Origin of the sequence: Pseudomonas laurentiana (assembly GCF_014648275.1) — a bacterium.
In the GTDB taxonomy this organism is placed as follows: domain Bacteria; phylum Pseudomonadota; class Gammaproteobacteria; order Pseudomonadales; family Pseudomonadaceae; genus Aquipseudomonas; species Aquipseudomonas laurentiana.
The window spans coordinates 173,671-195,385 of sequence record NZ_BMQU01000003.1 but is presented as its reverse complement, the minus strand read 5'-3'; the positions used below and the strand labels follow the sequence as shown (position 1 = coordinate 195,385).

Genomic DNA, 21,715 nt, shown 5'->3' with positions numbered 1-21,715 from the left:
GGTGGCGGCACCGCACCAACATGAATGAAATTCATGCAAATCTGTGGCACGTCTAAAAACCGCGCAGCTTTGTTATTATTCCGCAACTTTTGTCTTTGCCCGACCAGGTAGTCCTATGTCTGACCGCAGCGCTCGTTTCCAAGCACTTCAGAAAGCACTCAAAGAGCGCATCCTGATCCTCGATGGCGGCATGGGTACTATGATCCAAAGCTACCGTCTAGAGGAACACGACTATCGTGGCACGCGCTTCGCCGACTGGCCCAGCGACGTCAAGGGCAACAATGACCTGTTGCTGCTGTCACGCCCCGATGTCATCGCCGCAATCGAGAAAGCCTACCTGGATGCCGGTGCCGACATCCTGGAGACCAACACGTTCAACGCTACGCAGATCTCCCAGGCCGACTACGGCATGGAGGCGCTGGTCTATGAGCTGAATGTCGAGGGCGCACGAATCGCCCGCCAGGTAGCCGACGCCAAGACCCTGGAAACCCCGGAGCGCCCGCGCTTCGTCGCCGGCGTGCTCGGCCCGACCAGCCGCACCTGCTCGATCTCCCCGGACGTCAACGACCCCGGCTACCGTAACGTCACGTTCGATGAACTGGTGACCAACTACATCGAGGCCACCCGTGGCCTGATCGAAGGCGGTGCCGACCTGATCCTGATCGAAACCATCTTCGACACCCTCAACGCCAAAGCGGCGATCTTCGCCGTGCAACAGGTGTTCGAGGAAGACGGTGTCGAATTGCCGATCATGATTTCCGGCACGATTACCGACGCCTCGGGCCGCACCTTGTCCGGACAGACGACCGAAGCGTTCTGGAACTCGGTACGCCATGCCAAGCCGATTTCGGTGGGCCTGAACTGCGCCCTGGGTGCCAAGGACCTGCGCCCGTACCTGGAAGAACTGTCGAGCAAAGCCGATACCCAGGTCTCCGCGCACCCTAACGCCGGCCTGCCGAACGCCTTCGGCGAATACGACGAAACCCCGGCCGAAATGGCTGCCGTCGTTGAAGAATTCGCCGCCAGCGGCTTCCTGAACATTATCGGCGGCTGCTGTGGCACCACGCCTGCGCACATCCAGGCGATTGCCGAAGCGGTGGCCAAGTACCCACCGCGGGTCATTCCGGATATCCCCAAGGCCTGCCGGCTGTCGGGCCTGGAGCCCTTCACCATCGACCGCAACTCGTTGTTCGTCAACGTCGGTGAGCGCACCAACATTACCGGTTCGGCCAAGTTCGCCCGACTGATCCGTGAAGAAAACTACACCGAAGCCCTGGAAGTCGCCCTGCAGCAGGTCGAAGCCGGCGCCCAGGTCATCGATATCAACATGGACGAAGGGATGCTCGATTCCCAGGCGGCCATGGTCAAGTTCCTCAACCTGATTGCCGGCGAGCCGGACATTTCCCGCGTCCCGATCATGATCGACTCCTCCAAGTGGGAGGTAATCGAAGCAGGCCTGAAATGCATCCAGGGCAAGGGCATCGTCAACTCGATCTCGATGAAAGAAGGCGTCGAAGCCTTCAAGCATCACGCCAAGTTGTGCAAGCGCTATGGCGCCGCCGTGGTAGTAATGGCCTTCGACGAAGTCGGCCAGGCCGATACCGCCGCGCGCAAGCGTGAAATCTGCCAACGCAGCTACGACATTCTGGTCAATGAAGTGGGCTTCCCGCCGGAAGACATCATTTTCGACCCGAACATCTTCGCCGTGGCCACTGGCATCGAGGAACACAACAACTACGCCGTGGACTTCATCGAAGCCTGCGCCTACATTCGCGACCACCTGCCCCATGCACTGTCCTCGGGCGGCGTGTCCAACGTGTCGTTCTCTTTCCGGGGCAACAACCCGGTGCGTGAAGCGATCCACTCGGTGTTTCTCTACCATGCGATCCAGAACGGCCTGACCATGGGTATCGTCAACGCCGGCCAGCTGGAGATCTACGATGAGATCCCGCCAGCCCTGCGCGAGCGGGTCGAGGACGTGGTACTCAACCGCACCCCCGAAGGCACCGATGCCCTGCTGGCCATCGCCGATGACTACAAGGGAGGCGGTGCCACCAAGGAAGTCGAAAGCGAGGAATGGCGTTCGCTGCCCGTCGGCAAGCGCTTGGAACACGCCCTGGTCAAAGGCATCACGGCGTTTATCGTCGAGGACACCGAGGAATGCCGCCAACAGTGCGCACGCCCGATCGAGGTCATCGAGGGCCCGCTGATGAGCGGCATGAACGTGGTCGGTGACCTGTTCGGTGCCGGCAAGATGTTCCTGCCGCAAGTGGTCAAGTCGGCGCGGGTCATGAAGCAGGCCGTGGCCCACCTGATCCCCTTCATCGAAGCGGAGAAAGGCGACAAGCCGGAGGCCAAGGGCAAAATCCTCATGGCCACGGTAAAAGGCGACGTGCATGACATCGGCAAGAACATCGTCGGCGTGGTGCTGGGCTGTAATGGCTACGACATCGTCGACCTCGGGGTGATGGTCCCCGCCGAGAAGATCCTGCAGGTGGCCCGTGAGCAGAAGTGCGACATCATTGGCCTGTCCGGCCTGATCACGCCGTCGCTGGACGAGATGGTGCATGTCGCCCGCGAGATGCAGCGTCAGGACTTCCACCTGCCACTGATGATCGGCGGTGCAACCACCTCCAAGGCACACACGGCCGTCAAGATCGAACCCAAGTACAGCAACGACGCAGTGGTCTACGTCACCGACGCCTCGCGTGCCGTCGGCGTCGCCACGCAGTTGCTGTCCAAGGAACTGAAAGCCGGTTTCGTTGAGCGCACCCGCCTGGAGTACATCGAAGTACGTGAGCGTACCGCCAACCGCAGCGCCCGTACTGAACGGCTGAGCTACGCACAGGCCATCGCGGCCAAGGCATCGTTCGACTGGGCAAGCTATCAGCCAGTCGTACCGACGTTCACCGGCGCCAAGGTACTGGAAAACATCGACCTGAACGTACTGGCCGAGTACATCGACTGGACGCCATTCTTCATCTCCTGGGACCTGGCCGGCAAATTCCCGCGCATCCTCACCGACGAAGTGGTCGGTGAGGCAGCCACGGCACTGTACGAAGACGCCCAACAGATGCTGCGCAAGCTGATCGATGAAAAGCTGATCAGCGCCCGGGCGGTGTTCGGCTTCTGGCCGGCCAATCAGGTCAACCACGACGACATCGAAGTCTATGGGCAGGATGGCCAGCCACTGGCGCTGCTGCACCATTTGCGTCAGCAGACCATCAAGACCGACGGCAAGCCCAACTTCTCCCTGGCCGACTTCGTGGCGCCAAAAGACAGCGGCGTGACCGATTATGTCGGTGGTTTCATCACCACCGCCGGCATTGGCGCCGAGGAAGTCGCCAAGGCCTATCAGGACAAGGGCGACGACTACAACTCGATCATGGTCAAGGCACTCGCCGACCGCCTGGCCGAGGCCTGTGCCGAATGGCTGCACGAACAGGTGCGCAAGCAGTATTGGGGCTACGCCAAAGACGAGGCGCTGAGTAACGAAGCGCTGATCAAGGAACAATACCTGGGCATCCGTCCGGCCCCTGGCTACCCTGCCTGCCCGGACCACACCGAAAAAGGCACACTGTTCCAACTGCTCGACGGCACCGAAATCGGTGAACAGGGCCAGAGCGGCGTTACCTTGACCGAGCACTATGCGATGTTCCCGGCAGCCGCCGTCAGCGGTTGGTACTTCGCCCACCCACAAGCGCAGTACTTCGCCGTGGGCAAGGTCGACAAGGATCAGGTGGAGAGCTACACGGCGCGTAAAGACCAGGCATTGAACGTCAGTGAGCGTTGGTTGGCGCCCAACCTGGGGTACGACGCCTAAGCGGTTGTCGTCAGCGAGGCCGGTGCTGCAGGGTCGAGGTGATACCTCACCCTGCAGAAGCCGCTTGAGGGGCTACACTGTGGGCAGGCCTTCCGCCCTACAGGAGCTGATCATGGACGACCCCGCCCAAGGCAAGCCACCGACCTTCTGGCAGATGCTGCAAAGCGTGCTGGCCGCCGCGTTTGGCGTGCAGAGCAACAAGAACCGCGCGCGCGATTTCACCCACGGCAAACCCAGTCACTTCATTGTGCTGGGCACGCTGTTCACCCTGCTGTTCATTCTGGTTCTGCTGGGGTTGGTAAAACTGGCCCTGCACCTGACCGCCGCCTGAAACGCAACCCGCCCGCAGGTATCCATGCTGCGGGCGGTTTCATGCTACCCAGCGGGTGATGTCACTGATGACTGACCCAGTACACGGCTGTCACGACCACCAGAATGATCAGACAGAGTGTCGCCCAAGCGTCGACATGACTGTCACTCTTAACCGACTTGGTTGAATTTCCCATTGCATCGCCTCTTGTAGTGGTTATGGGAATGCATGACACCTGTAGCAGTTAAGCCCAGCGATGCCCTTTGCTCAAGCCAGGTCTTTTGGCTGTTCGTCGGTTAGTAGTCCACCGGCGCGGTCAGGAATGGGTAGCGAAAACTGCGCGCCTTGCCTTCGGCGCTGAAACGATTGAAGTCCAGGCCATAGTCGGGTTCATTGACCAGCTTCAGCCAGCGTCGGGCTCGAGCGGGATCGATGAGCTGAAGCACTGGCACCTGATACTGATGCTGGCCATCGCGGCTGATCGGCAACCCGCGTGCATCGTCGTGCAACAGCACCATGGCCCAGCCACCGAGTGAGAAATGCCCGCCCATCAGTACGCTCAGGCGCCCGTCGATACGCGCCTGCAAGGCCTCTGGCGAGCTGTTGACGGCACTGAAACAGACATCCTTGCCAGGCTTGCGCCCCGCCTCTTCAAACGCCTGCATGGCGCCAAAGGCCATTTCATCGTTGGCCGACCAGACCAGTCGGGTGTTCGGATAGCGCTGCAGCAACTGAGTGGCCTGCTCATAAGCCCGTTCCCGCCCCCACCCGCCGTAGACCACCTGGCGAAGATTCACTTCGGGGTGCTCGGCAAGCGCCCGACGCATGCCGCGCTCACGCAGTTGCGAGGCGGGGGTGATTTTCATCCCGGAAAACGCCAGGAGGTCGATTTGCTGGCCCTTCGGAGGCGGCGGTACCTGGGCAATCAATGCCGTGAGCATGCGATAGCCCGCCTCCTCGTCATTCGTGACCAGCGTCGCGATAGGTTGCGGGTATTTGTCCGGGCTGTCGGCAATGAGCCGCGTCTGGTCGGGCGTCAAACCGTTGTTGACCAGAAACAGCTTTACCCCGCTGCCACGGGACAGGCGAATGATTTCCGGGGCTATATATTGCTCATTGACCAGCACCAGGTAGTCCGGTCGCTGCGGCCCCTCCAACACTTGCCGGGCCAGCGTCATGGCCCGTGCCGGTTCACGCTCGCTGTACTCGATCCGCAACTGCATCCCGAGGTCGCTGGCCGCCGCTTGCATGAAGCGCGAATAACTGACCCAGAAAGTCTCATTGGAGTACCCCGGATTCAAAAAAACCACCGAGGGAGTCTGCGCATGGGCTGCCAATGGCAGACTCAGCAGCAGGCATTTAGCCAGAGCCTTCAGCATGGGGGGTCACGCTCCTGCAAAACGAAGCGGCGGAGTATAACGCCCTCAACCCACCCTTAGGCTAAACGCAATACAATCTCACTTAGTCCAAATGGTTCTTTGCATATGCAAAAACTTCACTTTTGCGCATAAACACAAGCTGATATCTTTCCACAGCTCCGCTCCGGAGTGCGCGGCCGTGCGCGCGATTAGCTGCCTGCAGCCTGAAAACAGGACCCTTATGTACGTATACGACGAGTACGATCAGCGGATCATCGAGGACCGCGTCAAGCAGTTCCGTGATCAGACCCGACGCTACCTGGCCGGTGAGCTCAGTGAAGAAGAGTTTCGCCCCCTGCGCCTGCAGAATGGCCTCTATATCCAACGTTTTGCCCCCATGCTGCGGGTCGCGGTGCCCTATGGCCAGCTGACGTCGCGTCAGACGCGGATGCTGGCGAAGATCGCTCGCGACTACGATAAAGGCTATGCCCACATCAGTACCCGGCAGAACGTCCAGTACAACTGGCCGGCCCTGGAAGACATTCCGGAGATTCTCGCCGAACTGGCCACCGTGCAGATGCACGCGATCCAGACCAGCGGTAACTGCCTGCGCAACGTCACCACCGACCAATTTGCCGGTGTGGCTGCCGATGAGCTGATCGACCCACGCCCGTGGTGCGAAATCGTTCGCCAGTGGACCACCTTCCACCCTGAGTTCGCCTACCTGCCGCGCAAGTTCAAGATCGCCATCAATGGCTCGGTCAACGACCGCGCAGCCATCGAGGTGCATGACATCGGCCTGGAGCCCGTGCGCAACGAAGCGGGTGAACTGGGTTTCCGTGTGTTGGTCGGTGGCGGCCTGGGCCGTACCCCGGTGGTCGGTGCGTTTATCAACGAGTTCCTGCCCTGGCAGGACCTGCTCAGCTACCTGGACGCGATCCTGCGGGTTTACAACCGCTATGGCCGACGCGACAACAAGTACAAGGCGCGGATCAAGATCCTCGTCAAGGCGCTCACTCCAGAAGTGTTCGCCGAAAAGGTCGAGGCCGAAATGGCTCACCTGCGCGGCGGCAGCACCACGCTGACCGAAGCCGAATTGCACCGAGTCGCCAAGCACTTTGTCGACCCTGAGTACAAGGCGCTGGAAAACCTCGACCGCGAGCTGGCCGAACTGGAACAGCAGCACCCAGGTTTCGCCCGCTGGCGTTCGCGCAACACCCGTGCGCACAAACGCCCGGGTTACGTGGCTGTCACCCTGTCGCTGAAGCCGACAGGTGTGGCGCCAGGCGACCTGACCGACAAGCAACTGGACGCAGTTGCCGATCTGGCCGAGCGCTACAGCTTCGGTCAACTGCGCACCTCCCACGAGCAGAACATCATTCTGGCCGACGTCGAGCAACGCCAATTGCACGCCCTGTGGCTGGAGCTGCGCGAAAACGGTTTTGCCACCCCGAACATCGGCCTGCTGACCGACATCATCTGCTGCCCGGGCGGTGACTTCTGCTCCCTGGCCAACGCCAAGTCGATCCCGATTGCCGAGTCCATCCAGCGTCGCTTCGATGACCTGGACTACCTGTTCGACATCGGCGAACTGGACCTGAACATCTCCGGTTGCATGAACGCCTGCGGTCACCACCACGTAGGCCACATCGGCATTCTCGGTGTGGACAAGAAAGGCGAAGAGTTCTACCAGGTTTCCCTGGGTGGCAGCGCCAGCCGTGATGCCAGCCTGGGCAAGATCCTCGGCCCTTCGTTCGCCCAGGATGCCATGCCGGATGTGATCGAAAAGCTGATCGCGGTGTACGTGGAACGACGTACCGAAGACGAGCGTTTCATCGACACCTACCAACGTATTGGCATTGACCCCTTCAAGGAGCGCGTCTATGCAGCGAATCATTAAGAACAACCAGGTCGTCGACGAAACCTGGCACCTGCTGCCCAAGGACGTCACCCTGGACGAACTGAGCAACTGCGACGACTACATCGTACCGCTGCAGTTGTGGCGCGATCATGCTCATGCCCTCAAGGCCCGCGATGGCGGCCTGGGCGTGTGGCTGGACAGCGACGAAGAAGCCGAGGAAATCGGTGAAGATGCGGCCCAGTTCCAGGTCATTGCCTTGAACTTCCCGGCATTCACCGATGGCCGCAGCTACTCCAACGCACGTTTGCTGCGTGACCGTTACCAGTTCAAGGGCGAACTGCGCGCCATCGGCGATGTCCTGCGTGACCAGCTGTTCTACATGGCCCGCTGTGGTTTCGACGCTTTCGCGGTACGTGCCGACAAGGACCCGTACGAAGCGCTGGAAAGCCTCAAGGACTTCTCGGTGACCTATCAGGCCGCCACCGATCAGCCGCTGCCGTTGTTCCGCCGCCGCTGACAGCAAAAGCCCGCAGATGCGGGCAATGCTGAATGAGTACTCAACACCCTGCGCCTTCGCAGGGTGTTTTGTTTTCGCAGGCCACCCGTGCCTCAGGACAGTTGCGTTTGAGTCGCACGCAAACGCTGCAGCAGACGTGGGCCAAATACGTTGATCAACAACCCGCCCATGACCAGCAAGGCCCCCCAGCACTGCACATCGCTCAATCGTTCGTCCAGCAACAGTGCCGAGGAACTGAGCCCCACGACAGGTACCAGCAACGAAAATGGCGCCACCTTGCCTGCCGGGTAACGCGACAACAATCGGCTCCACAGGCCATAGCCGAGCATCGTGGCGACAATGGCCAGGTACGCCAGCGACAGGATCGAACTCAGGCCGATACCCCGCAGCGAAGCTTCAATCAATGCCGGCCCTTCCAGCCACCAGGACAGTGCAAAAAACGGCAGCGGCGGAATCAAGGCCCCCCAGATGACCAAGGCAACCAGATTCACATTGCCGAAGTGCCGGGTGATGATATTGCCTATCGCCCAACTGGCGGCAGCACACAACGTCAGGATCAAGGCGAACACCGGCACACTGGTACCGTTTTCACTGCCAATCAACACCAACCCGCCGGCCGACACCATCAACCCGAGCACGCTGGCCACGCGCAAACGTTCGCCCAGAAACATCGCGGCGAAAAACAAGGTGAAGAACGCCTGCGATTGCAGCACCAAGGAGGCCAGCCCCGGCGGCATGCCGTTACCCATGGCTTCGAACAGGAACGCGAACTGGCCCAGCGAAATGGTCGCGCCATAGGCAATCAGCCAACGCCAGGGAAGCGCAGGACGCTTGATCAGCAGGATCGCCGGAAACGCCACCAGCAAGAAGCGCAACCCACCCAGCAGCATGGGTGGCAGCCCGTCGAGGCCGACCTTGATCACCACGAAATTGACACCCCAGGCGATGATTACCACCAACGCCAACAGCAGATCCTTGACTGGCATCCTTCCCTCGCACGCCTTGTAATATGTCGAAACAGCATAGCCTTATGCACTGGCCCTTCATACCTGCAACTGCCGCCCAATAGTCTGTTTACGTCATCGCCGCAGCCATTCATAACCCCGCATGAAAAAGGCCCGATCGTTGCCGAGTCGGGCCCGTACTCAACGCATTGCCGTATTTACCAGAGTGGCAAGCTGTAGCTGAGGATCAGACGGTTTTCGTCGATGTCGCTGGCAAAGCTGGAGCGGTAGGTCGCATTTCGCCATTTGATACCCACGTTTTTCAGTGGACCGCTTTGAACGACATAGCCGATATCGGTATTACGTTCCCATTCCTTGCCCTCGCCGCCTGCCGCGCCAAGCTCGATCTGGTCACCTTTGACATAACGGGTCATGAAGGTCAGGCCGGGAATACCCCACGCTGCAAAGTTGTAATCGTAACGGGCCTGCATGGAGCGCTCGTCCTGGTTGGCGAAATCGTTGATCTGCACCAGGTTGACCAGGTACGGGTCGGTACCTTGAACGTTGGCAAAGCCCGTATCACCGTTCATTTTCTGATAGCTGAGGCCAAAGGCATGGGCACCCAGGGTGTAGGTGAACATGCCACTGAGCAAGGTGTTGTCGACGTTGCTGCGGCCATCATCGCGGGCGTCGGCAAAACGCAGGTCGGACTTCAGGGATTGCCCTTCGCCGATAGGCAAGACATGCACCAGGGTCAGGAAATGCTGCTTGTACAGGTCTTCCAACTGCGCATAGTGGTAGCCCGTGCTCAGCGTCTTGCTCCAGGCGTAGGTACCGCCGACAAAATCGAACTTGTCCGAAGTCGCCTTGCCGGTGGTGACGATATTGCGCCGCGGCCCCTTCATCAGGGTCATGTCTTCACGGTTGGTCGAGTCGCGCTGGTTCACCTGAGTCAGGCGCCCGGCATCGAAGGTCAGACCGCTAAGGTCCGTGGAGTTCAACCAGCCACCCTCGAAGGTCTGTGGCAACAGGCGCGTGTTGTTCGGCGTCAACACCGGCAACATGGGGATCAGGGTGCCCACCTTGAGGGTGGATTTCGACACCCGCACCTTGGCGGCCACCCCCAGCTCGCTGTAATTATCGGGTGCCCGCTTGGACTGGGCACCTCGTGGCAACAGGCCGGTTGCTCCGGCACGGTCGGGGCTTGAGTCGAGCTTGACCCCCAGCAGGCCCAAGGCGTCGACACCAAAGCCAACCGTACCCTCGGTATACCCGGACTCATAGCGCATGATGAAGCCCTGCGCCCACTCCTCGCCCTTGTTCTGCGGCGCCGCATGCTGGCGGAAGTCGCGGTTCATGTAGAAGTTGCGCATTTCCACACTGGCTTTACTGTCCTCCAGAAACGCAGCGGACGCCGGTGAGCAAACACCCATGACCCCAGCGAGGCCAGGTAACAACAGAATGCGGGTAGAACGAATTGCGCTCATAGGTCTCTCTTCTTATTAGCGTGCTGATGCACTCGTAGCCAGCCCAGATCAACGTCTGCGCGGTATTCCCCCAGCGTTGCCTGCAACGCTGCCCTTAGAAATTGCGCCGTGCGAGTTTCAGCACCCAGCCGACGATGCCGACCCGGAACAGCAACACGCAGATGACGAAGATCAACCCGAGGATGACGTGCACCCACTCCCCCAATGGTCCGTTGGAGAGATAACTCTGCAGGGTGACCACGATGCCGGCACCGACCAATGGGCCGAACACCGTGCCAACGCCACCGAGCAGGGTCATCAGGATCACTTCGCCGGACATGTGCCAGTGAGCGTCGGTCAATGAAGCCAGTTGGAACACCACGGTCTTGGTCGCGCCGGCCAGGCCCGTCAACGCTGCGGAAATCACAAAGGCCAGCAGTTTGTGGGCCTCGACGTTGTAGCCCAGGGAGATCGCCCGTGGTTCGTTCTCGCGGATCGCCTTGAGGACCTGGCCATACGGCGAATGGATGGTGCGCTGGATCACTGCGAAGCCGAACACGAACACAGCCAGAACGACGTAGTACAGGGTCAGGTTGTTGTTCAGGTCGAAGACCCCGAACAGATGCCCACGGGGCACGCCCTGCAGACCGTTCTCGCCACCGGTAAACGGCGCCTGGACAAAGATGAAGAACACCAGCTGCGCCAAGGCCAGGGTGATCATCGCAAAGTAGATACCCTGGCGCCGGATCGCCAACAGGCCAAATACCAGGCCCAACGCAGTGGAGGCCAGGGTTCCGGCAAGAATTCCAAGCTCGGTTCCCAGGCCGCTGTACGTACTCAACAAATACCCTGTGACGTAGCCGCCCGAGGCAAGAAACGCCGCATGGCCAAACGACAGCAACCCGGCATACCCCAGTAACAGGTTGAATGCGCAGGCAAACAGCGCAAAGCACAGCAGTTTCATCAGGAACACCGGGTACACCGCCAACGGTGCGAGCAACGCGACGCCCATCAGCACCAGATAGAACCAGCGCTTGCGCCTTGCCGCTGCCTGACGACGCTCCTGTACGGCATTCGGTTGCAGGACACCTGCGCCCTGCTTGATCTCCAGACTCGTCATCGTCACACCTCTTTCCCGAACAGTCCCGCAGGACGAACCAGCAATACGAGCACCATCACCAGGAACACCACCGTGTTGGCCGCCTCTGGATAAAACACCTTGGTCAGCCCCTCAATCAGGCCCATGGCCAGACCGGTGACAATCGCGCCCATGATCGAACCCATACCCCCGATCACGACCACGGCGAACACCACAATCAGCAGGTTGGCGCCCATGGTCGGCGTCACCGAATAGATCGGCGCCGCCAGTACCCCGGCGAAGGCCGCCAAGGCAGCACCGAAGCCATAGGTCAGGGTAATCAGCAGCGGCATGTTGATGCCGAACGCCTGCATCAGTTTCGGGTTCTCGGTGCCTGCACGCAGATAGGAGCCCAGGCGTGTGCGCTCAATCATGAACCAGGTCGCCAGACACACCACCAAGGCCGCTAACACCACCCAGGCGCGGTAGGTTGGCAGGAACATGAAGCCCAGGTTGAAGCCGCCCTTGAGTTGCTCTGGCATGGGATAGGAAGAACCGGAAACACCAAACAATTTGACGAAGGCGCCTTCGACGATCAGCGCCAGACCAAAGGTCAGCAGCAGGCCATAGAGGTGGTCTTCACCGGCAATGCGTCGCAACAGGCCGCGCTCGATGAGCATGCCCAGCGCACCCACCAGTAGCGGCGCCAGTACCAGGGCGACCCAATAGTTCACCCCCAGGTAGTTGAACCCAAGCACGGCGGCGAACGCACCGAGCATGTACTGGGCACCATGGGCAAAGTTGATAATCCGCAGCAGGCCGAAGATGATCGCCAGGCCCAGGCTGAGCAAGGCATAGAACGTCCCGTTGATCAGCCCGAGCAGCAGTTGACCGAGCAATACGCTCAGGGGAATGCCGAATACGATAGTCATGAATTACCATCCGCTGGAAGTCCGTGACACCCGGCTGCAAGCAACCGGGCGTGTAGCCTGATTCAGGTGCCGATCAGCCTTTCGGCAGCAGTTTGCAGGCGCTTTCGGACAGCGGCCGGTAGGCCTCATCGCCGGGGATGGTGCTGACGATCTTGTACAGGTCCCACTCCCCTTTCGACTCGGCCGGGGTCTTCACCTGTGCCAGGTACATGTCATGAACCATGCGGCCGTCAGCGCGGATCTTGCCGTTCTTGGCAAACATGTCGTTGACCGGCGTGGCCATCATCTGGGTACGCACCGCCTGGGCTTCATCACTGCCGGTGGCCTTGATTGCATTCAGGTAATTGGTGGTGGCCGAGTAGATGCCCGCCGGAACCATGCCCGGCATCTTGCCGACGCGTTTGTAGTAGCGCTGGGCCCAGGCACGGCTTTCATCATTCATGTCCCAGTACCAGCCGGTGGTCAGCATCAACCCTTGAGTGACGTCCAGACCCATGGCATGGATGTCATTGAGGAACACCACCATGCCCGCCAGTTTCTGCCCGGACTGGGCAACACCGAACTGGCTTGCGGTCATCAGTGAGTTGACCGTATCGGCACCTGCGTTGGCGAAGGCGATCACGTCAGCACCAGAACCCTGGGCCTGGAGGATGTAGGAGGAGAAATCACTGCTAGGGAACGGATGACGAACCGTACCGACCACCTTGCCCCCGTCACTCTGGACAACCTTGGTGATGTCCTTCTCCATCGCATGGCCAAAGGCATAGTCGGCCGTCAGGATGAACCAGTTCTTGCCACCGGAAGCGAGTACCGACTTGGCCGTACCGTTGGCCAGGGCGTAAGAGTCATAGGTCCAGTGGATATGGTTGGGCGAGCAGTATTCGTTGGTCAGGCTGGACGCCGCCGCACCAGAAATCAGCGCCAGCTTGCCGGACTGTTCCACCACCTTGCTTGCCGCCAGTACCACCGAGGACGCCACCATCCCGGTGACCATGTCGACATTGCGCTCATCGACCCACTGGCGCACGGTGTTGGCACCGACATCCGGCTTGTTCAGGTCATCGGCGCTGAAGACCACGATTTTCTTGCCATTGACCTGACCGCCGAAATCTTCGACGGCCATTTTCAGCGCTTCCAGGCCGCCCGGGCCGGAAAGGTCACGGTAGGTCCCGGACATGTCGGCCAGGTAACCAATGCGAATTTCATCGTCGCTGATCTGGGCCTGGGCCGCACCGGCAATAAGGCTGGAGGCGAGCATGGCGCAAGCAGTCTTTTGGAAAACCTTCATGTAGTTCACCCACGTTCCACAGTTATTGTTGTTGTAAAGGGCAAAGCGCCCCCCGCCCGGCGTGACTGAAACCACGCCGACGTAAACAGCACAGGGGTTAAACGGCGTTCAGACGCCGAGACAGCGGTTGAGCAGATCCTGTTTTGCGCCCAGTTCGGCAGCGCTGATTTCCTCGACAATCTGCCCGTGATCCATCAGGTAATGACGGTCGGCCAGCGGCGCCGCAAAACGAAAGTTCTGTTCCACCAGGACGATGGTCAGCCCCTTCTGCTTGAGTTTGATCAGCACCTCGGCCAGTTTCTGCACGATGACCGGCGCCAGGCCCTCGGTGATCTCATCGAGCAGCAGCAGGTTGGCCCCGGTACGCAGGATGCGCGCCATCGCCAGCATCTGCTGCTCGCCACCGGACAAACGTGTGCCCTGGCTGAAACGGCGCTCATAGAGGTTGGGGAACATCGCGTAGATGTCGTCCAGGCTCATGCCATCGCTGCGCACCATCGGCGGCAACAGCAGGTTTTCCTCGACGTTGAGGCTGGCAAAGATACCGCGCTCTTCAGGGCAGTATCCGACCCCCAGACGCGGGATCAGGTGAGCGGCGATGCCGATGGTCTCGTTGCCATTGACCATGATCGAACCGGTGCGGCGGCCCACCAGATTCATGATCGCGCGCAAGGTCGTCGAGCGCCCCGCGCCGTTACGCCCTAGCAAGGTGACCAGTTCGCCACGCCGTACCTGCAGGTCGATGCCGTGCAGGATGTGCGATTCGCCATAGAAGGCATGCAGATCACTGACCCGCAGTTGCTCGAAGTCCGGAACATTCAGGCTGCTCATGCGTGGGCCTCCTCGAGGCTGACCGCTTCACTGCCCAGGTAGGCTTCACGCACCTGTGGGTTAGCCGAAACGCTGGCATAGTCACCTTCAGCGAGGATAGAGCCACGGGCCAGTACCGTGATGCGGTCGCACAACTGGCTGACCACATTGAGGTTGTGCTCCACCATCAGCACCGTGCGCCCTACTGCAGCGCGGCGCACCAGGCCAATGACCATCTCTACGTCCTCGTGCCCCATACCCTGGGTCGGCTCGTCGAGCAACAGCACCGTCGGGTCCAGCGCCAGCGTGGTTGCCAACTCCAGGGCGCGCTTGCGCCCGTAGGGCAACTCGATGGTCAATGTATCGGCATAGGACAGCAGGTCGACATCATCCAGCATCTGCAACGCGCGCTCATTGAGGGCATCGAGGCTGCGTTCGGACTTCCAGAAATGAAACGAGTTGCGCAACTTGCGCTGCAGCGCTACCCGCACGTTCTCCACCACACTCATGTGGCCAAAAACGGCCGATATCTGGAAGGAACGCACCAGACCGAGACGGGCGATTTCGTTGGGTTGCATGCCGGTAATCGGCTTGCCGAGGTAGTGGATCTCTCCACGGGTGGGCGTGAGGAACTTGGTGAGGAGGTTGAATACGGTGGTTTTACCGGCCCCGTTAGGCCCGATCAGCGCGTGGATGTGTCCCTTCTGCACACGTAGATCTACCGAGTCGACCGCGGTGAAACCGCGAAATTCCTTGGTCAAGCCACGTGTTTCCAACACGAACTCTGGTGACATGTGTAGCCCTCTAACCTTGATTATTTTTATTGGTTATGGCGCTGCGGGTGTTCTTCCCTTTACGTAAACGCAAACACTAGACGAAGATTACCTTTACGTAAACGGTAATAACATGAAGAGCAGGAAGAAATTTTGATAGCGGGGAAATGTGACAAAAAATGTCGGGAAATGACGGGCAAAATCGGGATAAAACACTTTGCCCGTGCTGAAACGATACTTTAGGGCGATCTGGCTCGTCGTGCGGGTATGAAATAGTGACCGTTGCAGGCAGGCATCATGACCAGCGATCAGTCGAGACTACGCTCCCAACTGTCCTGATCTTCGCGATCAAACTCATCCCACTCGGAGTCGTCGTCTTCGTTGTCTTCGTCATCGGCGTGGTCGAACAGCGGGTTGGCTTCAGCCTCTACCGCGTCGAAGTCTTCATCGAACTCATGATCGAGCAGGTGATCGTGCTCGGGTTCGTGAATATCAATCTCGTCGTTCATAAAGAGTTCCTGCGTTGAGCCAATACATCCATTCAGGAACCCACGCCCTCAGGGTTTGATCTTCTTCAATTCGTTCAGCAGGCCCATCAGTTGGTCGAGTTTCTCTTCACCGAACTGACGCTGGATCTCCTGGTAGTTACGCTCCATCTGCTCGCTCATTTCCAGAAAGCACTGATGGCCCTGTACAGTCAGGCTGATGAAGATACGCCGCTGATCTTCGGTGGACTTGCGCCGTGAAACCAGGCCGTCACGCTCCAGGCGCTTGAGCACACCGCTCATGCTTGGCTTGAGGATGCATGCCAGGTGAGCGAGTTGATGGCTTTCCAGTTCGCCCTGCTGACGCAGGATGCGGATGACCCGCCACTGCTGCTCGGTCAGGTCTTGGGCGTTCAACGCCGGGCGGAAGAAGGACATGGTCGCTTCACGCGCTTGAAGCAACGTGAGGGTCAGGGAAGGTCTGGGAATAGCCATGATTGAGTTAAACAGTGAATGAGGTGGCAGTTTAAGGGCGCCTCAACGTCGCAGCAAGGGCGCCCCACAAAATAAACATGTTAACAAATTTCGAATTGTGACGCGTCAGGACGTTAGCGACCTCCTGGCGCTCTTCCCGCCTGGAACTGCCCTGCCGCCCCGGAGGACGCCTCGCCACGCCCCTGATAGATCAACAGAAATGCGCCAAGGCTGCCAACACCGGCAGCGGCCATCGCCAGGCACATCGGCAATGGCGTGCCATTGGCGAAGTAGCTGACCAACGCACTAAACCCGGCACCGCAGGCAAACTGCCCGGACACCGCCAAACCAGCGGCGGCGCCTGCCTGCTGTGGGTACAAGGTCAACAGGCGCGCCACACTGTTGGCCCCCAGCAGCCCGGTCACGCTGACATACACAATGATGCAGGTCGCCATCGCCGCCAGGCTTGCCATTTCGGTAAGGCCAACCACGGCCAGCGCCGCCCCCGACAGTGCCGCCAACACAGCACCCACCGCCAACATTGGCAGCGTCCCCACCCGAGTGACCAGCCGTGCGTTGACGAAGGTCATGACAATGATCCCGGCGATGTTCATGCCGAACAGCCAGGCATAGTCGCTTGGCGAAACGCCAAAATACTCCACATAGACGAAGGGCGAGGCGGTAATAAAGGCAAACATGCCGCCAAAGGAGAACCCCATGCACAGAATGCAGCCCAAGGCCCGGCGTTGCGTGCCGATGTGCCAATAGGCAGCAAACGCCGCCCCTACCGAACGGCCGCGGCGGCTGGCCGGGTGGGTTTCTGGAATCCAGCGCAACGACGCCAACAGGCACAGCACCGAGAACAGCAGTAATGCTGCGAAGATACTGCGCCAGCCACTCAGACTCAGCAGCGCACTGCCCGCCAGTGGCGCCGCCAAGGTCGCAATCATCGTCACCAGGTGCATCAGGGACAGCGCCCGCGCGGCTTCATTCAATGGGTACAGGTCCCTGACAATGGCCCTGGCCAGCACCGACGCTGCGGCACCGCCCAACGCCTGAAAAAAACGCCAGACGATCAACTGCTCAACACTGGATGCAGCCATGCAGCCGACACTGGCCACCAGGTACAGCGCCAGGCCGGCCAGAAGAATCGGGCGGCGACCAAAGCGGTCGGAAAGCGGCCCGTAAAACAACATGCCGACGCACAGGCCAAGGAGAAAAACGCCAATGGTCATTTGCACCTGAGGCTGACTGGCCGCGAGGTTGTTGGCAATTTCCGGCAAGCTGGGCAGGTAGGTATCGATCGACAACGGGGCAAAGGCAACAAGCGCAGCCAGCAACACAAGCAAGCGGTCAGGGCGGGCAATAGTAGACATGGGTAGGCAAGTATCGGCGAACAGGGAAGAGAACGTTAGCATATTAACTATGCAAATGAAGAGACCTGCCGCCTACCGTCCATGAAAAGTGCAATACATCACCCGGAAAAGCCATTTCCGCCCTGCCCGGCAGGCACCACTATCCGTCAGTAAAAAAGGCAGTGGCGCCATGCACGCTCTATCGCAAACCGACCTGACGTTGACGGTACTCGCCCGGCGTCATCTGCGCATAACGCTGGAAAAACCGGCTGAAATACGCCGGGTCCTTGAACCCCAGCTGATAACAGATTTCGTTCGCCGAGCCGCCGGTAAACAACAACAAACGCTTCGCTTCCTGCATGACACGCTCCAGCACCAGGCGCTTGGAGGGCAAGTCGGCGATGCGTCGACAGACATCATTCAGTCGCGCCTCGGTCACGCCGATGGCAGAGGCATAGGCCGACAACGTCCAGTGCTCAAGATAGTGACGCTCGATCAGCTCATTGAAACGGTGAAAGATCTGCAAGTCTTCGTGACGGGCTGGTGTCGCCTCAAGCGAATTGGCACACAGTCGCAGCAGGCTGATCATGATCAAACGCGTCAGGCTCGACAACGCCGACGCGTGGCCGGGCAACGGCAGGCTGGTTTCTTCGCGCAGCGTCTCGAACAGAAACTCCAGGCGACGTGCCTCTTCCTGATACTGCCCCGACAGTCGACCGAGGGCAACGCAAGCAGCCGGCAGACGCGGCCCTGGGATCAAACCGGGTTCAGCCTCCATCAGTTGCCAGACCAGTTGCTGGCGCACGGTGAGGACGTGACCGTCGGCATCGGCTTCGGTGACAAACGAGTGCGGGATGGTCGGCGGCGTAAGGAAGAACATCGGCCCCGACTCCACGTACTGCTGGTCATCCAGGTAGACCCGGACCGTACCGCTTTTGACGTAGTGCACCTGAACAAAGCGGTCGTGCCGATGCACCGGCATGTTGCGACCGAAAAAGCCGGCGAGATTGCCCAGCTTGTCGTAATGCACTTCGCTGTCGCTGTAACGCTGGTCGTACACCTTGCCAATGTTGATGTTCGGAATCGGATGGCGATCTTTCATCGCGGGCTACTCATGCTGGTCTTGGCCGCCACCCTGGTCCTGTTCCCAAGCCACGCAGCGTTTGCCCATCGTACCACCGCCGCGGCACAGGTCGGCACGATGGCAAATACCTTGACGATCGTTAACATATTAATTATAACGCTAACACATTAACGAAATAGACGCAGGGCACACAGTGTCCTGCCACTGCCAGGAGAAAAGCATGAGCCGTGCCCTGCATGACGTTGCGACCGGCACCTTGTTCGGCGTTGCCCTGAACTACCAGGGGCTGCTGAATCAGCACCTCGCCGCCTTCAACGAGCCGCCTTACAAGCAACCCCCGGTCAAGCCGGTGTTGTTCGTAAAGACCCCCAACACCCGAAACCAGCATGATGGTGCGGTGGTATACCCCCAGGGCATCGAACACCTGCAGCCCGGCCCTGCGCTGGGCGTCGTGATCGGCAAGGACGCCAGCCGCGTCAGCGTCGAACAGGCACTGGAGTACGTGGCCGGCTACACCATCGTCAACGAATTCAGCCTGCCGGAAGACAGCTACTACCGCCCTGCCGTCAAAGCCAAATGCCGAGACGGTTTCTGCTCGTTCGGTCCGGAGCTGGTTCCGCCCTCCCAGGTCGCCAACCCACAGGCGCTCGACATCAAGCTCTGGGTCAACGGCGAGTTGCGCCAGTCCAACAGCACGGCCAACTGTGTCCGCTCGGTGGCGCAACTGATTGCCGAACTCAGCGAGTTCATGACCCTGCATGAAGGTGACCTGTTAATCACCGGCACCCCGGAAGGCCGTGTCGATGTGCAACCTGGCGACCGCGTCGAAGTTGAAATCAGCGGCCTGGGCCGCCTCGTTAACCACATCGTGGCCGAGTAAGAGGAGCCCCCATGAAACACGCCCGTATCCGCTTTGAAGGCGAGGTTCACCTCGCCACGGTCGACGACAACAACGTCTTGCACCTGGCCGATGGTCGCCGTCTCAACGAAGACCAGGTCGAGTGGCTGCCACCGGCCAACGGCAGCATGTTCGCCCTGGGCCTGAACTATGCCGACCACGCCGCCGAACTGGCCTTCGCGCCACCGACCGAGCCACTGGCTTTCATCAAGTCGCCCGGTACCTACACGGGCCACAACAGCGTCACCTGGCGCCCGGACAACGTCGCCTACATGCACTACGAGTGCGAACTGGTGGCCGTGATCGGCAAGCCGGCACGCAACGTCAAGCGCGAAGACGCCCTGGCGTATCTGGCCGGCTACACCGTGTGCAACGACTACGCGATCCGCGACTACCTCGAGAACTACTACCGCCCCAACCTGCGGGTGAAGAACCGCGACGCCACCACCCCGGTCGGCCCGTGGATCGTCGATGTGGCGGACGTACCGGACCCAAGCAACCTGACCCTGCGCACCTGGATCAACGGCGAGTTGAAACAGGAAGGCAGCACTCGCGACATGATTTTCGACATCCCCTACCTGATCGAATACTTCTCGAGTTTCATGACCCTGCAGCCGGGCGACATGATCGCCACAGGCACACCGGAAGGCCTGGCCGATGTCGTGCCAGGCGATGAGGTGGTGGTTGAAGTCGAGGGCGTCGGTCGCCTGGTCAACCGTATTGTCAGTGAAGCTGACTTCTTCAAGAACAAAAAGGCTTGAACCCCATGATCAAACACTGGATCAACGGCCGCGAGGTCGAAAGCAAAGACACCTTCGTCAACTACAACCCGGCCACGGGCGAGGCCATCGGTGAAGTCGCCAGTGGTGGTGCTGAAGAAGTCGCACAGGCCGTTGCCGCTGCCAAGGAAGCGTTCCCGAAATGGGCCAACACCCCGGCCAAGGAACGTGCGCGGTTGATGCGCAAACTCGGTGAGCTGATCGAGCAGAACGTGCCACACCTGGCCGAACTGGAAACCCTGGACACCGGTCTGCCGATCCACCAGACCAAGAACGTGCTGATCCCGCGCGCCTCGCACAACTTCGATTTCTTCGCCGAAGTCTGCACCCGCATGGACGGTCACACCTACCCGGTCGACGACCAGATGCTCAACTACACCCTGTACCAGCCGGTGGGTGTATGCGGCCTGGTGTCGCCGTGGAACGTACCGTTCATGACCGCCACCTGGAAAACGGCGCCATGCCTGGCACTGGGCAACACCGCGGTGCTGAAAATGAGCGAGCTGTCGCCACTGACCGCCAACGAACTGGGTCGCCTGGCCGTTGAAGCCGGCATCCCCAACGGTGTGCTGAACGTGATCCAGGGCTACGGTGCCACCGCCGGCGATGCACTGGTTCGTCACCCGGATGTACGCGCCATCTCCTTCACTGGCGGCACCGCCACCGGCAAGAAAATCATGCAGACCGCCGGGTTGAAGAAGTACTCCATGGAGTTGGGCGGCAAGTCGCCGGTACTGATCTTTGAAGATGCCGACCTCGAGCGCGCACTGGATGCTGCGTTGTTCACCATCTTCTCGTTGAACGGCGAGCGCTGCACCGCTGGCAGCCGGATCTTCATCCAGGAAAGCGTGTACCCGCAATTCGTTGCCGAGTTTGCTGCCCGCGCCAAGCGCCTGATCGTCGGCGACCCGCAAGACCCGAAAACCCAAGTAGGCTCGATGATCACTCAAGCCCACTACGACAAGGTCACCGGCTACATCAAGATCGGTATCGAAGAAGGCGCCACCCTGCTCGCCGGTGGCCTGGAGCGTCCGGCCAACCTGCCAGCGCACCTGAGCCGTGGCCAGTTCATCCAGCCGACTGTATTCGCTGACGTGAACAACAAGATGCGCATTGCCCAGGAAGAAATCTTCGGTCCTGTGGTCTGCCTGATCCCGTTCAAGGACGAGGCCGAAGCACTGCAGTTGGCCAACGACACCGAATACGGCCTGGCCTCCTACATCTGGACCCAGGACATCGGCAAGGCCCACCGCCTGGCGCGTGGCATCGAGGCCGGCATGGTCTTCATCAACAGCCAGAACGTGCGTGACCTGCGCCAGCCGTTCGGCGGCGTGAAGGGCTCCGGTACCGGTCGCGAAGGCGGTCAGTACAGCTTCGAAGTGTTCGCCGAGATCAAGAACGTGTGCATTTCCATGGGCAGCCACCACATTCCACGCTGGGGCGTCTGATACCCGTACAGGAGCCGCTGTGGTTGGCGATA

19 protein-coding genes are annotated in these 21,715 nt (G+C 60.0%); 7 read left to right on the top strand and 12 right to left on the bottom strand.

Annotated elements, in window-relative coordinates; translation table 11 throughout:
• Positions 1-115 precede the first annotated feature (115 nt).
• Positions 116-3,823, top strand: a complete 3,708-nt coding sequence (gene metH, locus IE038_RS04720; protein ID WP_189395226.1) for a methionine synthase — start codon at positions 116-118, stop codon at positions 3,821-3,823.
• A 112-nt stretch (positions 3,824-3,935) separates the two neighbouring features.
• Positions 3,936-4,154, top strand: coding sequence for a DUF2970 domain-containing protein (locus IE038_RS04715; protein WP_065757851.1), 219 nt, complete (start codon positions 3,936-3,938; stop codon positions 4,152-4,154).
• 275 nt (positions 4,155-4,429) lie between these two features.
• On the opposite strand, the gene IE038_RS04710 is transcribed toward IE038_RS04715, so the two are convergent.
• The gene (locus IE038_RS04710; RefSeq protein WP_163936975.1) at positions 4,430-5,512 is read right to left on the bottom strand and encodes an ABC transporter substrate-binding protein; all 1,083 of its coding nucleotides are present in this window, start codon (positions 5,510-5,512) and stop codon (positions 4,430-4,432) included.
• 220 nt (positions 5,513-5,732) lie between these two features.
• On the opposite strand from IE038_RS04710, the gene IE038_RS04705 reads away from it, so the two are divergent.
• Both IE038_RS04705 and IE038_RS04700 read left to right on the top strand, forming a co-directional pair.
• Entirely contained in the window at positions 5,733-7,391 is a 1,659-nt protein-coding gene (locus tag IE038_RS04705) for a nitrite/sulfite reductase (RefSeq protein ID WP_163936977.1), read from the top strand.
• Positions 7,375-7,869: a DUF934 domain-containing protein gene (locus IE038_RS04700; protein WP_163936979.1), complete on the top strand. Its 495-nt coding sequence runs from the start codon at positions 7,375-7,377 to the stop codon at positions 7,867-7,869. The genes IE038_RS04705 and IE038_RS04700 overlap by 17 nt, the downstream gene beginning before the upstream one ends.
• A 92-nt stretch (positions 7,870-7,961) precedes the next feature.
• Here the strand turns inward: IE038_RS04700 and IE038_RS04695 are convergent, their stop codons facing one another.
• From IE038_RS04695 to hpaA, 11 genes are all read right to left on the bottom strand, one after another.
• The gene (locus IE038_RS04695) at positions 7,962-8,855 is read right to left on the bottom strand and encodes an EamA family transporter (protein WP_163936982.1); all 894 of its coding nucleotides are present in this window, start codon (positions 8,853-8,855) and stop codon (positions 7,962-7,964) included.
• Positions 8,856-9,031: 176 nt separating this feature from the next.
• Complete coding sequence (locus tag IE038_RS04690) at positions 9,032-10,246, bottom strand: OprD family porin (protein ID WP_229775626.1); 1,215 nt, start codon at positions 10,244-10,246, stop codon at positions 9,032-9,034.
• 148 nt (positions 10,247-10,394) lie between these two features.
• Complete coding sequence (locus IE038_RS04685; protein ID WP_163936988.1) at positions 10,395-11,399, bottom strand: branched-chain amino acid ABC transporter permease; 1,005 nt, start codon at positions 11,397-11,399, stop codon at positions 10,395-10,397.
• Between the two features lie 2 nt (positions 11,400-11,401).
• The gene (locus tag IE038_RS04680; RefSeq protein ID WP_189395225.1) at positions 11,402-12,289 is read right to left on the bottom strand and encodes a branched-chain amino acid ABC transporter permease; all 888 of its coding nucleotides are present in this window, start codon (positions 12,287-12,289) and stop codon (positions 11,402-11,404) included.
• Positions 12,290-12,362: 73 nt separating this feature from the next.
• Entirely contained in the window at positions 12,363-13,577 is a 1,215-nt protein-coding gene (locus IE038_RS04675) for an ABC transporter substrate-binding protein (protein ID WP_163936991.1), read from the bottom strand.
• 108 nt (positions 13,578-13,685) lie between these two features.
• Positions 13,686-14,408, bottom strand: a complete 723-nt coding sequence (locus IE038_RS04670) for an ABC transporter ATP-binding protein (RefSeq protein ID WP_189395224.1) — start codon at positions 14,406-14,408, stop codon at positions 13,686-13,688.
• On the bottom strand, positions 14,405-15,181 hold the full coding sequence (locus tag IE038_RS04665) for an ABC transporter ATP-binding protein (RefSeq protein WP_163936994.1): 777 nt from the start codon (positions 15,179-15,181) through the stop codon (positions 14,405-14,407). Before IE038_RS04665 ends, IE038_RS04670 begins: the two co-directional genes overlap by 4 nt.
• 287 nt (positions 15,182-15,468) lie before the next feature.
• Positions 15,469-15,669: a hypothetical protein gene (locus tag IE038_RS04660; RefSeq protein ID WP_189395223.1), complete on the bottom strand. Its 201-nt coding sequence runs from the start codon at positions 15,667-15,669 to the stop codon at positions 15,469-15,471.
• Positions 15,670-15,717: 48 nt separating this feature from the next.
• Positions 15,718-16,140 carry a homoprotocatechuate degradation operon regulator HpaR gene (hpaR, locus tag IE038_RS04655; protein WP_083199727.1) on the bottom strand — a complete coding sequence of 141 codons (423 nt, stop codon included), beginning with the start codon at positions 16,138-16,140 and terminating at the stop codon, positions 15,718-15,720.
• A 113-nt stretch (positions 16,141-16,253) separates the two neighbouring features.
• Entirely contained in the window at positions 16,254-17,495 is a 1,242-nt protein-coding gene (locus IE038_RS04650) for a Bcr/CflA family multidrug efflux MFS transporter (protein WP_163936999.1), read from the bottom strand.
• Positions 17,496-17,673: 178 nt separating this feature from the next.
• On the bottom strand, positions 17,674-18,576 hold the full coding sequence (hpaA, locus tag IE038_RS04645) for a 4-hydroxyphenylacetate catabolism regulatory protein HpaA (RefSeq protein ID WP_163937002.1): 903 nt from the start codon (positions 18,574-18,576) through the stop codon (positions 17,674-17,676).
• A 202-nt stretch (positions 18,577-18,778) separates the two neighbouring features.
• On the opposite strand from hpaA, the gene IE038_RS04640 reads away from it, so the two are divergent.
• The 3 genes from IE038_RS04640 to hpaE are packed head-to-tail and all read left to right on the top strand — an operon-like array spanning position 18,779 to position 21,683.
• Positions 18,779-19,438, top strand: a complete 660-nt coding sequence (locus tag IE038_RS04640; RefSeq protein ID WP_189395222.1) for a fumarylacetoacetate hydrolase family protein — start codon at positions 18,779-18,781, stop codon at positions 19,436-19,438.
• Positions 19,439-19,449: 11 nt separating this feature from the next.
• Positions 19,450-20,217, top strand: coding sequence for a fumarylacetoacetate hydrolase family protein (locus tag IE038_RS04635; RefSeq protein ID WP_163937005.1), 768 nt, complete (start codon positions 19,450-19,452; stop codon positions 20,215-20,217).
• 5 nt (positions 20,218-20,222) lie between these two features.
• Positions 20,223-21,683: a 5-carboxymethyl-2-hydroxymuconate semialdehyde dehydrogenase gene (hpaE, locus tag IE038_RS04630; RefSeq protein WP_065757833.1), complete on the top strand. Its 1,461-nt coding sequence runs from the start codon at positions 20,223-20,225 to the stop codon at positions 21,681-21,683.
• Positions 21,684-21,715: the final 32 nt, after the last annotated feature.

Bases quoted from the DNA above. Each gene is read 5' to 3' on its own strand.
- metH (WP_189395226.1), top strand. From the start codon at position 116: ATGTCTGACCGCAGCGCTCGTTTCCAAGCACTTCAGAAAGCACTCAAA.
- IE038_RS04715 (WP_065757851.1), top strand. From the start codon at position 3,936: ATGGACGACCCCGCCCAAGGCAAGCCACCGACCTTCTGGCAGATGCTG.
- IE038_RS04710 (WP_163936975.1), bottom strand. From the start codon at position 5,512: ATGCTGAAGGCTCTGGCTAAATGCCTGCTGCTGAGTCTGCCATTGGCA.
- IE038_RS04705 (WP_163936977.1), top strand. From the start codon at position 5,733: ATGTACGTATACGACGAGTACGATCAGCGGATCATCGAGGACCGCGTC.
- IE038_RS04700 (WP_163936979.1), top strand. From the start codon at position 7,375: ATGCAGCGAATCATTAAGAACAACCAGGTCGTCGACGAAACCTGGCAC.
- IE038_RS04695 (WP_163936982.1), bottom strand. From the start codon at position 8,855: ATGCCAGTCAAGGATCTGCTGTTGGCGTTGGTGGTAATCATCGCCTGG.
- IE038_RS04690 (WP_229775626.1), bottom strand. From the start codon at position 10,246: ATGGGTGTTTGCTCACCGGCGTCCGCTGCGTTTCTGGAGGACAGTAAA.
- IE038_RS04685 (WP_163936988.1), bottom strand. From the start codon at position 11,399: ATGACGAGTCTGGAGATCAAGCAGGGCGCAGGTGTCCTGCAACCGAAT.
- IE038_RS04680 (WP_189395225.1), bottom strand. From the start codon at position 12,289: ATGACTATCGTATTCGGCATTCCCCTGAGCGTATTGCTCGGTCAACTG.
- IE038_RS04675 (WP_163936991.1), bottom strand. From the start codon at position 13,577: ATGAAGGTTTTCCAAAAGACTGCTTGCGCCATGCTCGCCTCCAGCCTT.
- IE038_RS04670 (WP_189395224.1), bottom strand. From the start codon at position 14,408: ATGAGCAGCCTGAATGTTCCGGACTTCGAGCAACTGCGGGTCAGTGAT.
- IE038_RS04665 (WP_163936994.1), bottom strand. From the start codon at position 15,181: ATGTCACCAGAGTTCGTGTTGGAAACACGTGGCTTGACCAAGGAATTT.
- IE038_RS04660 (WP_189395223.1), bottom strand. From the start codon at position 15,669: ATGAACGACGAGATTGATATTCACGAACCCGAGCACGATCACCTGCTC.
- hpaR (WP_083199727.1), bottom strand. From the start codon at position 16,140: ATGGCTATTCCCAGACCTTCCCTGACCCTCACGTTGCTTCAAGCGCGT.
- IE038_RS04650 (WP_163936999.1), bottom strand. From the start codon at position 17,495: ATGTCTACTATTGCCCGCCCTGACCGCTTGCTTGTGTTGCTGGCTGCG.
- hpaA (WP_163937002.1), bottom strand. From the start codon at position 18,576: ATGAAAGATCGCCATCCGATTCCGAACATCAACATTGGCAAGGTGTAC.
- IE038_RS04640 (WP_189395222.1), top strand. From the start codon at position 18,779: ATGAGCCGTGCCCTGCATGACGTTGCGACCGGCACCTTGTTCGGCGTT.
- IE038_RS04635 (WP_163937005.1), top strand. From the start codon at position 19,450: ATGAAACACGCCCGTATCCGCTTTGAAGGCGAGGTTCACCTCGCCACG.
- hpaE (WP_065757833.1), top strand. From the start codon at position 20,223: ATGATCAAACACTGGATCAACGGCCGCGAGGTCGAAAGCAAAGACACC.